Raw genomic sequence first — 13,835 nt, 5'->3', positions numbered from 1 at the left:
CAGGGCGAGGGCGGCGCCGGGCGGCACGTGCGCGTGGTCCTCGTGGACGACCACCGCATGTTCCGCACCGGAGTGCAGGCCGAGATCGGCCGCACCGAGGAGACCGGTGTGGAGGTCGTCGGCGAGGCCGCCGACGTCGACCAGGCGGTCACGGTCATCACCGCGACCCGGCCCGAGGTCGTCCTCCTCGACGTCCATCTGCCGGGCGGCGGAGGTGTCGAAGTGCTGCGCCGCTGCGCCCCGTTGATGAGCGATCCCGAGCGGCCCGTGCGCTTCCTCGCCCTGTCCGTCTCGGACGCCGCGGAGGACGTGATCGGCGTGATCCGTGGTGGCGCCCGCGGCTATGTCACCAAGACGATCACCGGCACCGACCTGGTCGACTCCGTCTTCCGGGTCCAGGAGGGCGACGCGGTGTTCTCGCCGCGGCTCGCCGGATTCGTGCTGGACGCCTTCGCGTCCACCGACGCCCCGCCGGTCGACGAGGACCTCGACCGCCTCACCCAGTGCGAGCGCGAGGTGCTGCGCCTCATCGCCCGCGGTTACGCCTACAAGGAGATCGCCAAGCAGCTGTTCATCTCGGTGAAGACGGTCGAGTCCCATGTCTCGGCGGTCCTGCGCAAGCTCCAGCTGTCCAACCGTCACGAGCTGACCCGCTGGGCGACGGCACGCCGGCTGGTGTGACCGGGGCGGCCTCAGACCACCCGGCTCGCCCCCGCGTACGGCATCTCGTCGAGCGGTGCCACCCGTACCGGGGCAGAGGGGTTGGGGGCGTGGATCATCTTGCCGCCGCCGATGTAGATCCCGACGTGCGTGATGCCCGAGTAGAAGAACACCAGGTCGCCCGGCTGTAGTTCGGAGCGGGACACGCGGCGCCCGGCGTCGATCTGCGCGTACGTCGTGCGGGGCAGGGACACGCCCGCCGAGCGGTACGCGGCCTGGACGAGGCCCGAGCAGTCGAAGGCGTTCGGGCCGGTCGCGCCCCACACATAGGGGTTGCCCAGCTTGGCGTAGGCGTAGGAGACGGCCGCCGCCGCACGGGAGTTGGGGGCCGTCGCGGTGGCCGAGCCGGCGGCGGGCAGACTGTCGCGGGCGCCCGCCGAGGCCCGTGAGGCACGGGTGTCCGTCCCGCCGCCGGTGCCCGCGACGACCCGTGCGCGCTCCTGGGCCGTGAGCCGGTTCAGCAGGGCGCGCGCCGTGTCCAGCTTTTCGGTGATCGTCTTCTTGTGCCGCTTCAGCTCGGCCTTGCGCTTCGTCAGCGAGGTCAGTTCGACGCGAGCGGCACCCCGCAACTGCTCGACCTCCCGGAGCTGCTTGCGGACCCGGGTGACGGCGGCGGACTGGCGGTCGCCCGCGCGCTCGGCGAAGGCGGCGTTGTCGAGGTACTGGTCGGGGTCGTCGGAGAGCGCCAGTTGCGTCGCCTCGCCGAGGCCGCCGCTGCGGTACTGCGCCGCCGCCATCGTTCCCAGCGCCTCGCGGGCCGTGTTGAGCCGCGCCTCCTTACGCGCGGCCTCGTCCCGCAGGGTCTCCAGCCGCCGCTCCGCGGCCGTCGCCTTCTCCTGCGCGCCGTTGTACTTCTCGGTGGCCGCCTCGGCCTCCTGGTACAACTTGTCCACTTTGGCCTTCACCTGCGCCGGCGTGACGTTCGGCTCGGCGTGCCCGATCCCGTCGAAGGCGGTCGCGCCGGCCACCCCGGCGAGGGCGATGGTGGCTGCCGTGCGGGCCGTGTGGCCGCCGGTCGAACGCTGACGGGGCTTGCGGTGCGCTGGCACGTGGTACTGCACGTCCTTTCGTCGACCGCCTCGTCGATACGGCCGCCGGGCGGGCCGGGTCCGTGGGGACGGGCCTCGGCCGCCAGGGGGAGCGGGCGTACTGCCGCGGGGTGCGGCTGACGCGTCCGACGACGCCCGCACGGGGAGCGGGGCGCCGCCGGACCTTCTCGGCGGTGGTGTCCGGCTGCCGCCCCTGGGCCGGGCGGCGGTGGGGAGCCGGTCACCTGGGGGAGGACGCTAGGCCCGTTCGTGTCAGTCGGGTAACGCGATGTGCGGAAGTGACGCGAGCGGACTGCCGGGTGACCGGAAGTGGTCGTACCGCCGGTCCCAAGTCGTCGACTTCGCAGGGCGGGCCGACCGATGCGGTGAATCCGGGACACGCCGGAGCGGCGCGCTGCTATGAGGCGCATATATGCGGGACCTGAGCGACCCGGGTGACCGGGTGACCGGGTGACCGGGTGACCGGAGGACCGGAGTCCTCAGGCCGGCCGTACCACGCTGTGGATCGACGACTCCCCGTCGTAGTAGATCGACTCCTCGCGCACGTACGTGCCGGGCTTCGGGGCGTGGATCATCATGCCGTTGCCTATGTAGATGCCGACATGGGTGACGTCGGCGTAGAAGAACACCAGGTCACCGGGTTGCGCGGAGGACAGGGAGACCGTCGTGCCGGCGTTCACCTGGTCGTAGGTGACGCGCGGCAGGGTGACGCCGGCGGCCTTCCAGGCGGCCTGGGTGAGGCCGGAGCAGTCGTAGGAGTCCGGGCCGGTGGCACCCCACACGTACGGCTTGCCGATCTGCGCGCGGGCGAACGCCAGCGCCTTCTCGGCCTTGGTCGCGTACGAGGAGTCCGTGGCGGGGGAGGGGGACGGCGACGGTGAGGACGACGAGGTGTCGGTGCCCGTGGACCCCGTCGACCCCGACCCCGAGGCATCGCTGCTCTCCTGCTGGGCCGCCGCGTCCGCTGCCGCCTTCTGCTGCTGCTCGGCCAGCTCGGCCGCCTTGCGGGCGGCTTCCTGCCGCTTGCGCTCCTCGATCGCCGCCAGCCGTGCCTTCTCCTCGGCCGTCAGCTGCGACAGCAGGGCGCGGGCGGAACTGAGCTTCTTCTGGACGGTGGCCTTGGCGGTCCTGAGGCCGTTCTGCGAGTCGGTGAGCGTCTGGAGGCTCTCGGCGGCCTCCTGGCGCTTCTTCATCGTCTCCGCCTGGTCGGCGAAGTAGTCGTCGACCGCGCCCTTCTGCCGCTCGGTCACCCGGCCCATCAGCTGCGTCTGGTCGAAGTAGTCCTGCGGGGTGTCCGCGAGCAGGAACGTCGCCGTGTCGGGGGCGGAGGCGCCGGTGCGGTACTGGGCGGCGGCGTAGGAACCCAGTTCCTCCCGCGCGTCGTTGAGCTTCTGCGCGCGCTGGGCGACATCGTCGAGGAGGGTGTCGACCTGCTTGCGCTGCTTGGTCGTCTTCTCCTTGGCGGCGTTGTACTTCTCGGTGGCCGTCTCCGCCTGGCGGTAGAGATCGTCGACCTTCTTCTCGACCTCCTCGACACTCGGCTTGTCGTCGGTGGAGGGAGCGGCGGTCGCCGTCTGCGAGAGGAGGGCCACCGAGGTGAGGGCGGCGGTGGCGAGAGCGGGGGTACGGATTCCGGCCACGCGGGTGCCCGCGGGACGGGGCTTGCGGTGCTGCGACGCCAAGGGAGGCGACTCCTTCCAGTTTCCGCCTACCGGGTTAGCTGTCGGGTTCGGGCGGTCTGGAAGGGTTGCCCTACGGCTCGTCCTCCCCGGAGGGGAGTGAGCCGATTCACCCCAAGGTCTCGGTGGGTCCCCGGCTCCGGTTGCCGCGAGGGCGCGCCGGACTCGGCGGAGGCCGTGCGGCCCGGCGAGGTTCGCCGGAAGGGGTCGTACGGCCTGCCCGGCACCGTAGCCAACGGGTGTGGCCCCTGTGAAGGTTGGTGGGTGATATGCCCGATACATTTTCGTGACCTCGGGGCGGGCCGTCGTCCGTGGTCACCGACGGTGCCAGGGGCGCCCCGGATCGTGAGAGCCGCGGGATGTTTCCGGGACGGCCACGGGTTGTCAGTGGGGCAGCCTAGACTCGGAGAGCGATGAGCAGCCTCTTTGACGACAGCTTCCTGGCGGACCTCCAGGCCCCCCGCGGCCACCACGAGGAACCCCCGCCGCCGCCCGAGGACGATCACTCTCCGGAACCGGTTCCGGACGATCTGTTCGGCGGGAAGTTCGACGCGCCGCCGGACCGGGACACCCACTACCGCGACGGCGCCCCCCGCCCGCCGCTCGACGCGGCGGCCCTCCTGGAGGGGCTCAACGAGAACCAGCGCGCGGCCGTGGTCCACTCCGGCACCCCGCTGCTCATCGTCGCCGGCGCCGGCTCGGGCAAGACGCGCGTGCTCACGCACCGCATCGCCCACCTCCTCGCCGAGCGGCATGTCCACCCGGGCCAGATCCTCGCGATCACCTTCACCAACAAGGCCGCGGGCGAGATGAAGGAGCGTGTCGAGCAGCTCGTCGGCCCGCGCGCGAACGCGATGTGGGTGATGACCTTCCACAGCGCGTGCGTGCGCATCCTGCGCCGTGAGAGCAAGCGCCTCGGCTTCACCTCGTCGTTCTCGATCTACGACGCCGCCGACTCCAAGCGTCTGATGGCCCTGGTCTGCCGCGACCTGGACCTCGACCCCAAGCGCTTCCCACCGAAGTCCTTCAGCGCCAAGATCAGCAACCTGAAGAACGAGCTGATCGACGAGGAGGACTTCGCCGCCCAGGCAACGGACGGGTTCGAGAAGACCCTCGCCCAGGCGTACGCCATGTACCAGTCGCGGCTGCGCGAGGCGAACGCCCTCGACTTCGACGACCTGATCATGACGACGGTCAACCTGCTGCGCGCCTTCCCCGACGTCGCCGAGCACTACCGCCGCCGCTTCCGGCATGTCCTCGTCGACGAGTACCAGGACACCAACCACGCCCAGTACGCGCTGGTCAGGGAACTCGTCGGCTCCTCCGAGCACCCGGTGGACGTGCCACCGAGCGCGGACGACCTGCCGCCCGCCGAACTCTGCGTCGTGGGCGACGCCGACCAGTCGATCTACGCCTTCCGCGGTGCGACCATCCGCAACATCCTCCAGTTCGAGGAGGACTACGCGGACGCTACGACGATCCTGCTGGAGCAGAACTACCGCTCCACCCAGACGATCCTCACGGCCGCCAACGCCGTCATCGAGCGCAACGAGTCGCGCCGCCCCAAGAACCTGTGGACCAACGCCGGCGACGGTGCGCGCATCACCGGCTATGTCGCCGACACCGAGCACGACGAGGCACAGTTCGTCGCCGACGAGATAGACCGCCTCACGGACGCGCGCGAGGCCAAGGCCGGTGACGTCGCCGTCTTCTACCGCACCAACGCCCAGTCCCGCGTCTTCGAAGAGATCTTCATCCGCGTCGGCCTGCCCTACAAGGTCGTCGGCGGCGTCCGCTTCTACGAGCGCAAGGAGGTCCGGGACGTCCTGGCCTACCTGCGCGTCCTCGCCAACCCGGAGGACTCGGTACCGCTGCGCCGCATCCTCAACGTGCCCAAGCGCGGCATCGGTGAGCGCGCCGAGGCGATGATCGACGCCCTCTCCCAGCGCGAGAAGATCAGCTTCGCGCAGGCCCTCAAGCGCGTCGACGAGGCCTACGGCATGGCCGCGCGCTCCACGAACGCGGTCCAGCGGTTCAACACGCTGATGGAGGAGCTGCGCACGATCGTCGAGTCGGGCGCGGGACCGGCCACGGTCCTGGAGGCGGTCCTCAACCAGACCGGCTATCTCTCCGAGTTGCAGAACTCCACCGACCCGCAGGACGAGACCCGCGTCGAGAACCTCCAGGAACTCGCCTCCGTGGCCCTGGAGTTCGAGCAGGAGTCCGGCGAGGGCGAAGGGACCGGCTCGCTCTCCGAGTTCCTGGAGCGGGTCGCGCTGGTCGCCGACTCCGACCAGATCCCCGACGAGAGCGAGGACGGCTCGGGCGTCATCACGTTGATGACCCTGCACACCGCCAAGGGCCTGGAGTTCCCGGTGGTCTTCCTCACCGGCATGGAGGACGGCGTCTTCCCGCACATGCGCGCCCTCGGCCAGACCAAGGAGCTGGAGGAGGAGCGCCGTCTCGCCTACGTCGGCATCACACGCGCGCGGGAGCGGCTGTACCTGACGCGCTCCGCGCTGCGCAGCGCCTGGGGGCAGCCGTCGTACAACCCGCCCTCGCGGTTCCTGGAGGAGATCCCGGCCGCGCATGTCGACTGGAAGCGGACCGGGGCGACCTCGCCGGTGCCCGCGGGTCCGGTGTCCGGGGTGGCGGCCTCGCTGTCGTCGTCCCGTTCGCGTTCCTCGGCGGCCGGCGGGTCCGGCTTCGCCACGCGGCGCACCTCGGAGAAGGCGGTGGTCTCCCTGGCCGTCGGCGACCGGGTCACCCACGACCAGTTCGGTCTCGGCACGGTCGTCGGTGTGAAGGGCACGGGCGCCAACGCGGAGGCGACGGTCGACTTCGGCGAGGCCAAGCCGAAGCGCCTGCTGCTGCGCTACGCGCCGGTGGAGAAGCTGTAGTCGGCACGCGATGAGCCCCCGGCGTCGACTCGATCGAGTCGACGCCGGGGGCTCATCGGTGAAGTCGGGCGGTGTTACGTCGGGTCGAGTCCGTGGCTGCGCAGCCACGGCAGCGGGTCGATGGCGGAGGCGCCGCCCGGCCGGACCTCGAAGTGCAGGTGCGGCCCGGTGGAGTTGCCGGAGTTCCCGGAGTACGCGATCGGGTCGCCGGCCTTCACCGTCGTACCGGAGGCGACGCGGTAGCTGGAGAGGTGGCAGTACCAGGTCTCCGTGCCGTCCTTCGCCGTCACGATCATCATGTTGCCGTAGGCGCTGTTCCACTGGGTGCGGACCGTGCCGTCGGTCGCCGCCATCACCGTGGTGCCGTAGGACACGGGGAAGTCGATGCCGGTGTGCTGGGACATCCAGTTGATGCCGGCCTGGCCGTAGTAGGCGCTCAGGCCGTGGTTGGAGACAGGCAGTGCGTACTTGGGGCGCAGCCGCTCCTTGCGGGCCGCCTCCGCCGCCGCCTTCTTCTTCTCGGCTTCCTGCTGCGCCTTGAGGTCGATGCGTTCCTGCGTACGGCTGGCCCGGTCGGCGAAGTCGTCGGCCTCGGCGGTGAGGGTCTGGAGCTGGGTGTCCAGCTTGTTGTTCGCGGCGGACGGCTTCACCGCCTGCGCCTCGGAGGTGGAGGCGGAAGCCGTGGTGTCGTGGTCGTCGCCACCGGTCAGCGTGCCGACCGAGGCCGCCGCGATACCGGCCACCCCCATGACGCACGCCGAGGGCACGGCCACGGTCAGCAGCGCGGAACGCTTCGCGGGGGCGCGGCGGCGGGAGCGGTTCGCGTTGCGGGTCGCCGCCCGCCCGAGCGGGGCCGGAACGGCTTCCTCCTGCTCGTCGAGGAGCGGGGCGCCGTCGGCCGGCTCACCGTCGGCGGCGGATTCGTCGCGGCGGACCTGCTCGAACGTTGCGGTGGCCTGCTGATCGAAGGGGACCTCGGCCTGCTGCCCGTACTCGTCGCCGTCGCTGTTCTCCGTGGTGTCGGCGCCGCCGCCGTCGGAGTTCCACTGCGTCGCGTCGTAGGCGCCGGTGTCGAAGGCCTGCGTGCCCCATTCCCACTGCTGGGTTCCGTCGGCCGGGGTGCCGGACGTGTCGGGCTGGAGCCAGGCGCTCGCGTCCCACTGACCGCTGACGTCGGGCGCGGTGGCTTGCGGCGGGATGCCCGACAGCTGCTGCGGGTCCGTGGACCAGGCCGTCGTGTCGTAGGCACCCGTGTCATAGGCGGCGGCGTGGTGCTGGGCCGCGTACGGGTCGTGGTTCAGGGTCTGGTGGCTGCCCGTGGCCCACTGCGTGGCGTCGTACGCCCCGGTCGGGGCGGTCGACGTGCCGTCGCCCGGCATGTCGCCGAAGAGGGGGTCGGCCGAGAACTGACCCGTGCCGTGCGCGCCGGTGTCGTACGTGCCGGAGTCGTAGCCGTGGTACGTGGTGAAGTCGCCGTACTGGGCTTCCGGGGAGCCGTACGACGCCTGATGCGCCGGGTCGGCGTCGGAAGCCGGGGCCGGGGTGGTCATGGTCCCCGACGGGTGACGATCGTTCACCAACTTCTCTCTCGCCTCGACAACAGGGGCTGCCAGAGCAGTGCGGTGACTGTACCCGCCGGTATGCGGGCACGACAATCTTCTGCAGGTTTCGTGCCCGCGGGAAAGGGGCATTCGGCCCTGTTTCGGGGGAGGGCGGGCGCGGGTTTGGCCCTATGTTCGAAGTCTGTTCGATGTCGAACGACTGTCGTGGAGCTGTGAAGGCGAGGTAAGTCGGCTGTGTCGGGCGGCGGTTATGTCGCTGTGTGTCTCTTTGTGACCGGAAGCGGCGTCAGGTGTCTTGTCGAGAACGTCTTGTGGCGCCTCTTGGTCGTTCGTCGGGTGTCCTCAGGCGACCGTCAGATCGCCGGTGTGCGAGGCGGCCGTGCCGGGCGTGGCGTCGGCCGTCGTCCGGTCGCCGTCGAGTGCCTGCCGAATGCCGGTCGCGACGGCCGGGTGCACCGGGAGGGCGAGATGGCCGATGCCGCTCACCTGCACGTTCTCCGTCAGGAGGTCGGGATGGTCGAGGCGGGCGGTCTCCAGCGGCACCATCAGGTGGTCGAGGTCGCTCCAGAAACTGACGAAGCGCGTCCGGCAGCCGGGCGCGGGCCGCGACAACTCCTCGATGACCTCGGAGCCGGGGCGCATCTGCCGCACGATCGGGTGGGCGTTCGCCAGCGGCGCGACCTGGGTCCCGGAGTGCGGGGTGCCCAGCATGACCAGCGTCCGCACCCGCGTGTCGCCGCCCAGCCGCTGCACGTAGTAGCGGGCGATCAGCCCGCCGAGGCTGTGGCCCACCACATCCACCTGGCTGCTGCCGGTGCGCTGGCAGATCTCCTCGATGTGCCGGCCGAGCAGTTCGGCGGCGATCCGGATGTCACAGGTCAGCGGGGAGTAGTTGAGCGACTCCACCCGGTGCCTGCCGTGCTGGCCGAGGCTGCGGCGCAGCAGGACGAACACGGAACGGTTGTCGATGAAGCCGTGCAGGAGGACCACCGGGGGCGGGGCCTGGGCAGGCAGCCGCGCCGGGTCCCCGGCCCCTTCGGTGCCACCGGCCGGGAGCGCGGGCGGGCCGCCGCGGCGCTCCTGGGCGATGCCGGACGGATACAGGAGGAGATGCCCCGTGAGGATGGCGATCTCCAGGGCGGTGGCCTTCAGGAGTGTCACGGAGAGTCCCATCAGCCCGCTCGGCAGCAGACGCCGGCAGAGACGGAACGGAAGAAAGGGCTCCAAGGCCCGGGTGACCTGCATGGCCGACCTCCTGTCGGCACGCTGAGGACGGCTCTGTCCCCCGTGTGCCCTCGTGGAAGTCGCGGCGGAGGCGGTCGGCGGTGCGCGAAGGGCGGGTGCGGTGGGGTGAGCGGTGCGCTCCCTGGCTCCTCACGTCGACGACCCGGTCCTGCCTGCCCATCGAGCCTGCGCCGATGCGCCGCACCGCCACGGCGCGCGGTCTGCGACGCGGCGGTGCGGCGACCTCGTTGCGGCTCCCGTTGCGCTGGTTTCCCCGGGTTCCCCGTCGGGGGAGAGGAAACCGCGTTAGGTGAACGTGTCCCATTGTGTGATTTCCCCCTCGGTGCGCACCGTAAAACCGCCGGTTGCGGGATGCTGGCGATAACGTTCGTTCACTTCCCCGGCCGGTGTGGTGGTACCTCTCGGTACGCAGGGAATCGGTACGGATGGATGTAGTCGCTTCATGGAGGCAGTGATGGGTGTGGCAGCCGGTCCGATCCGCGTGGTGGTGGCCAAGCCGGGGCTCGACGGCCACGATCGCGGGGCCAAGGTGATCGCGCGCGCGTTGCGCGACGCCGGTATGGAGGTCATCTACACAGGCCTCCACCAGACCCCCGAACAGATCGTCGACACCGCGATCCAGGAGGACGCCGACGCGATCGGCCTGTCCATCCTCTCGGGGGCGCACAACACGCTCTTCGCCGCCGTGATCGCGCTCCTCGAGGAGCGCGACGCGGCGGACATCCTGGTCTTCGGCGGCGGGATCATCCCCGAGGCGGACATCGCTCCGCTGAAGGAGAAGGGCGTCGCGGAGATCTTCACACCCGGCGCGACCACCGCGTCGATCGTGAACTGGGTACGGGCGAACGTACGACAGCCCGCCGGAGCGTAGAACGCTCCCGCGGCGCGAGTGGTCCGGGGAATCGTGCCTGAGGGCGACGACCCCGGACCCCCGCACGCCCCCGACGGGACCGGAGGTCAGCCGGCGGCGTTTCCCGCCGCCCCCAGCTCCTCGCTCATCACCGCCCGCAGCCGCAGTGTCGTGCCCAGCCGCTGGAAGGCCTCCGCCCAGTAGCCGCCCGCGCCGGGCGACGCGTCCTCCGGCTCCTCCGGGACTGCCAGCAGGCCGTCCAGCCGGGCCGCCTCCGCCGGGTCGAGACAGCGTTCCGCCAGGCCCATCACCCCGCTGAAGCTCCACGGGTAACTTCCCGCGTCCCGCGCGATGTTGAGCGCGTCGAGAACCGCCCGGCCGAGCGGCGCGGCCCACGGCACCGCGCACACCCCGAGCAGCTGGAACGCCTCCGACAGGCCGTGCGTCGCGATGAAACCGGCCACCCAGTCCGCCCGTTCGCCCGCCGGGAGGGTGCCGAGCAGTTTGGCCCGCTCGGCGAGGGAGACCGCGCCCGGTCCGCCTGCCTCCGGCGCCGACGGCACCCCGAGCAGCGCCCGCGACCAGCCGGCGTCCCGCTGCCGTACGGCCGCCCGGCACCAGGCCGCGTGCAGCTCGCCCGCCCAGTCGTCGGCCACCGGCAGCGCGAGGATCTCCGCAGGCGTACGGCCGCCCAGCCGCGCCGGCCAGGAGCCGAGCGGGGCCGAATCCACCAGCTGGCCCAGCCACCAGGACCGCTCGCCCCGGCCGGGCGGCGCCTTGGGCACCACGCCGTCGCGTTCCATGCCCGCGTCGCACTCGTGCGGTGCCTCCACAAGGACCGTCGGCGTGTCCCGCATGTGGTCGACGGCCACGCAGGCGGCGGCCCGCACCGCCATCCGCGCGGCCAGCGCCGAACCCGGCAGTGCCGACAGCAGCTCCGCCGCCGTGGAACGGACATTGCGGCTGCGGTCGGCCAGGGCCTGCTCCAGGAACGGCTCGTCCCGGGGGCCGAGGCCGGTCCGCAGCGAGTCGAGGAACATCAGGCGGTCCTCGGCACGCTCCGTCGGCCACGTCGACTCCAGCAGCGCGCGGGCGGCGTCCGGGTCGCGGGACCGGATCCCCGCCAGGAGAGCAACCCGCTCGGCGAACAGGCCCTCCTGCCACAGCTTCCCGATGCGGCCGGCCTCCTCCGGGCCCGGCAGGGACGTCCCACCGCCCGGTGTCGAGCGCAGGGCGAACCGCCAGTCCGGATTGAGCCTGGCCAGCCACAGCCCACGCGGGCCCGCGAACTCCAGCGCCGCCGGGCGCAGATCGGTCCGGCCGCGGGCCGAGTCCAGCAGGGCGGGCAGGGCCGCGGCGGGCGGGGCGAACCCACGGGCGTTGGCCGCCGCCAGCCACTGGGGCAGCAACTCCATGAGGTCAGGTGCCGTGCCCCTGCGGCCGCCTCCACCGGTGCCGGGACGGTCGGCCAGCAGCCGGGCCAGTCTGCGGGCCGCCGCGGCGGGCAGCGCCGGGCGCGGGTCCTCGGGGGCCGGCTCAGGACGCGGCGCCGCACGCCCCGGCCGCAGCCCGGCCCGACGCCGTACGGTCTCCGCCGCCGCCGCGTCCAGCAGCGCCGAGGAAGCGGACCGGCCGGGCGCCACCCCCGACGGCGTACGCCGGTCCGTCCCGAGGAGGGCCATGGCGACGAGGTCCTCCCACGACGCCGAGGGGGTACCGGTGCTGGTCATGCGGGTTCCCTTCCTGATGACCTACCGAGTCGGGTGAACGGGCGGACGGCATGGACGGGGGATACGGGCGGCGGGGTCAGCAGAGGGGCACCGCCTCTGCGGGGCCCGGCGGCCAGGCCGTGAGGGGAGTGAAGCCGCGGTGGCCGCACTCGCCGAAGACGGTGACGGGCCCGCCACCCGAGAGGGCGACCAGACGCCACAACCCGGGTCGGGCCGTCGCCGAAGGCGTGAGCGGCAGCGCCGTGTCCCCGTCGGCGTCCGCCAGCTGCCAGGAGGCCCCGTCCGGTGTGGGGACGACACCGTCCAGGGTCACCGGCACCGACTCCAGCCAGGGATCGTCGCGCAGGGCCGAGCCGTAGCGGGCGGCGGCCTCCGCCGTGGTCACACCGGCCGGCCGGACCGCCGTGGGCACGGGCGGGCCGAACTGCTCGCCCAGAGCGGCCCGCCGCTGCCCGGCACCGGAATACGCCGACACCTCCGCGTCCAGGGCCAGACCGACCGGCAGGTTCAGATCGGGGGCGCGGCCGGCCGGCCCGTAGGAGAGGACGAGCGCGGTGCGGTCCGAGGCGACGCCGTGCAGCCAGATGCGGCGGGTCGTCAGTTTCGGGTCGCTGACGTCGTACTGGGCGAGGACCAGCCAGTCGTCGCGCAGCGGCGGTCCGTCCGGCGGCCGGGTGAGGCCGACACGGGTGCGGACCGTCGCCGCCAGCGCCGCCGGCAGGTGCTCGCGGTGCAGCCAGCCCTGGTCGAGGAGGTGGAGCAGCGCGCACTCCTCCAGTAGCCGCACCGGCCAGCCGGGACCGGAACCGGCGAGCGCCCCCAACTCCCGCACCCGTGCGGCGAGGCCGGGCGCCTGGGCATCGACCATGCGGGCCGCCGTCTCCTCCCACAGTCCGTACCCCTCCCGCCCGGCCGTGGCCAGGCCGGAGCGCAGGAGGTCGGCGAGCCGCTGCTCCAACTCCGCGGCTCCCACGGTGATGCGCTCGGCGCGGCGCTCGGCTCTGCGCCGGGCCGCCTCCGGATCGGCGGAGCCCGCTCCGGAACCCTCCGCCGCCGCGCCCTCTTCCCCCCGTGTGCGCCCGCGCCGTGCCGCGAGCCACCGCTCAGCCCAGTCCGGTGCGTGCGCCTCCGCTCGCGCCCGCACCGCCCCTTCCCCGCCCGACCACAGCAACAGCAGACCGAGCGCGTGCTTGCACGGGGACTTCCGGCTCGGACAACTGCACGTGTACGCCGGCCCGGACGCGTCCGCGACATCGACGACCGTCCGGTACGGCCCGCTCCCGCTGCTCCGGCACAGCCCCCACACCGCCCCCTCCTCGGAACTTCCCGTCCCGGACCACGGCCCGGCCGCGCCGAGTTTGCTCCCCGCTTTGCGTGACGTGGCGTCAGGCGCCAGTGCCAGCACCTGATCCGTCGTCCAGCGCACCCCCTGCTGTGTCATGACATCGAAGGTAGATCCCCCCACTGACAATCGGCCCCGGCGTCGCTGTCGCGGAGGCATTCGCGCAGGTCAGATCGTGTTGTCAGTGGGGTGGTGCAAGGTGGACACCAGATCCGAACCGGCCGAGCTGGAGGGGGCCTCAGCCATGTCAGTCACCGCTGAACCGACATCCGCCGAACCACGCCACGACCACTCCGCGCCCGCGAACGACCTGGCCGGCCAGGAGGTGTTGAGGCCGCACGCCGAGGACGCCTTCGCCCAGGAACTCGCCGCGCTGGCCGCGCACGACGACCGTCCGCGCCCCGCCCGCTGGAAGCTCTCGCCGTGGGCCGTCGCCACCTACCTCCTCGGCGGCACCCTGCCGGACGGCACCGCGATCACCCCGAAGTACGTGGGCCCGCGCCGCATCGTCGAGGTCGCCGTCACCACGCTCGCCACCGACCGCGCCCTCCTCCTGCTCGGTGTGCCCGGCACCGCCAAGACCTGGGTCTCCGAGCATCTCGCCGCAGCCGTCAGCGGTGACTCGACCCTGCTGGTCCAGGGCACGGCGGGCACCCCGGAGGAGGCGATCCGCTACGGCTGGAACTACGCGCAGTTGCTCGCGCACGGGCCCAGCCGGGCCGCACTGGTGCCCAGCCCCGTCATGCGGGCCATGGCGG

General features: G+C 72.3%; 10 protein-coding genes and 1 riboswitch. Of the genes, 4 read left to right on the top strand and 6 right to left on the bottom strand.

Annotated features, from left to right (window positions below):
- Positions 1-681 (top strand): LuxR C-terminal-related transcriptional regulator (locus tag BZL64_RS07695; protein ID WP_086767413.1); only part of this gene is annotated, 681 nt, incomplete at its 5' end.
- 11 nt (positions 682-692) lie between these two features.
- On the opposite strand, the gene BZL64_RS07690 is transcribed toward BZL64_RS07695, so the two are convergent.
- Together BZL64_RS07690 and BZL64_RS07685 are read right to left on the bottom strand one after the other, a co-directional pair.
- Positions 693-1,769 carry a C40 family peptidase gene (locus tag BZL64_RS07690; protein ID WP_086767411.1) on the bottom strand — a complete coding sequence of 359 codons (1,077 nt, stop codon included), beginning with the start codon at positions 1,767-1,769 and terminating at the stop codon, positions 693-695.
- 479 nt (positions 1,770-2,248) lie between these two features.
- Entirely contained in the window at positions 2,249-3,451 is a 1,203-nt protein-coding gene (locus tag BZL64_RS07685; protein WP_086767409.1) for a C40 family peptidase, read from the bottom strand.
- A gap of 8 nt (positions 3,452-3,459) precedes the next feature.
- A riboswitch (cyclic di-AMP (ydaO/yuaA leader) is annotated at positions 3,460-3,629 on the bottom strand.
- 232 nt (positions 3,630-3,861) lie between these two features.
- Between BZL64_RS07685 and pcrA the strand changes: the two genes are divergently transcribed.
- Positions 3,862-6,348 (top strand): DNA helicase PcrA, encoded by a 2,487-nt coding sequence (gene pcrA / locus BZL64_RS07680; protein ID WP_086767407.1) that lies wholly within the window; start codon positions 3,862-3,864, stop codon positions 6,346-6,348.
- Positions 6,349-6,422: 74 nt separating this feature from the next.
- Here pcrA and BZL64_RS07675 read toward each other — a convergent pair whose 3' ends face one another.
- Together BZL64_RS07675 and BZL64_RS07670 are read right to left on the bottom strand one after the other, a co-directional pair.
- Positions 6,423-7,898: a M23 family metallopeptidase gene (locus BZL64_RS07675; RefSeq protein WP_244205247.1), complete on the bottom strand. Its 1,476-nt coding sequence runs from the start codon at positions 7,896-7,898 to the stop codon at positions 6,423-6,425.
- 354 nt (positions 7,899-8,252) lie between these two features.
- Complete coding sequence (locus BZL64_RS07670) at positions 8,253-9,155, bottom strand: esterase/lipase family protein (protein WP_086767403.1); 903 nt, start codon at positions 9,153-9,155, stop codon at positions 8,253-8,255.
- 454 nt (positions 9,156-9,609) lie between these two features.
- Here BZL64_RS07670 and icmB point away from each other — a divergent pair, with 454 nt between their 5' ends.
- The gene (gene icmB, locus BZL64_RS07665) at positions 9,610-10,026 is read left to right on the top strand and encodes a coenzyme B12-dependent isobutyryl CoA mutase small subunit (protein WP_086767401.1); all 417 of its coding nucleotides are present in this window, start codon (positions 9,610-9,612) and stop codon (positions 10,024-10,026) included.
- Between the two features lie 86 nt (positions 10,027-10,112).
- Here icmB and BZL64_RS07660 read toward each other — a convergent pair whose 3' ends face one another.
- Both BZL64_RS07660 and BZL64_RS07655 read right to left on the bottom strand, forming a co-directional pair.
- Positions 10,113-11,735 carry a DUF5691 domain-containing protein gene (locus BZL64_RS07660; RefSeq protein ID WP_086767399.1) on the bottom strand — a complete coding sequence of 541 codons (1,623 nt, stop codon included), beginning with the start codon at positions 11,733-11,735 and terminating at the stop codon, positions 10,113-10,115.
- A 76-nt stretch (positions 11,736-11,811) separates the two neighbouring features.
- Positions 11,812-13,176: an SWIM zinc finger family protein gene (locus BZL64_RS07655; RefSeq protein WP_086767397.1), complete on the bottom strand. Its 1,365-nt coding sequence runs from the start codon at positions 13,174-13,176 to the stop codon at positions 11,812-11,814.
- Positions 13,177-13,321: 145 nt separating this feature from the next.
- On the opposite strand from BZL64_RS07655, the gene BZL64_RS07650 reads away from it, so the two are divergent.
- Positions 13,322-13,835: AAA family ATPase (locus BZL64_RS07650; protein ID WP_143663034.1), on the top strand; the 514-nt coding region annotated here is incomplete at its 3' end.

It is taken from the genome of Streptomyces bobili (assembly GCF_002154575.1).
Classification (GTDB): domain Bacteria; phylum Actinomycetota; class Actinomycetes; order Streptomycetales; family Streptomycetaceae; genus Streptomyces; species Streptomyces bobili.
This window is presented reverse-complemented; position numbering and strand designations above follow the sequence as displayed.

Excerpts from the sequence above, each read along its gene's own strand:
- icmB (WP_086767401.1), top strand. The coding sequence starts at position 9,610 with ATGGGTGTGGCAGCCGGTCCGATCCGCGTGGTGGTGGCCAAGCCGGGG.
- BZL64_RS07660 (WP_086767399.1), bottom strand. The coding sequence starts at position 11,735 with ATGACCAGCACCGGTACCCCCTCGGCGTCGTGGGAGGACCTCGTCGCC.
- pcrA (WP_086767407.1), top strand. The coding sequence starts at position 3,862 with ATGAGCAGCCTCTTTGACGACAGCTTCCTGGCGGACCTCCAGGCCCCC.
- BZL64_RS07675 (WP_244205247.1), bottom strand. The coding sequence starts at position 7,898 with ATGACCACCCCGGCCCCGGCTTCCGACGCCGACCCGGCGCATCAGGCG.
- BZL64_RS07655 (WP_086767397.1), bottom strand. The coding sequence starts at position 13,176 with ATGACACAGCAGGGGGTGCGCTGGACGACGGATCAGGTGCTGGCACTG.
- BZL64_RS07670 (WP_086767403.1), bottom strand. The coding sequence starts at position 9,155 with ATGCAGGTCACCCGGGCCTTGGAGCCCTTTCTTCCGTTCCGTCTCTGC.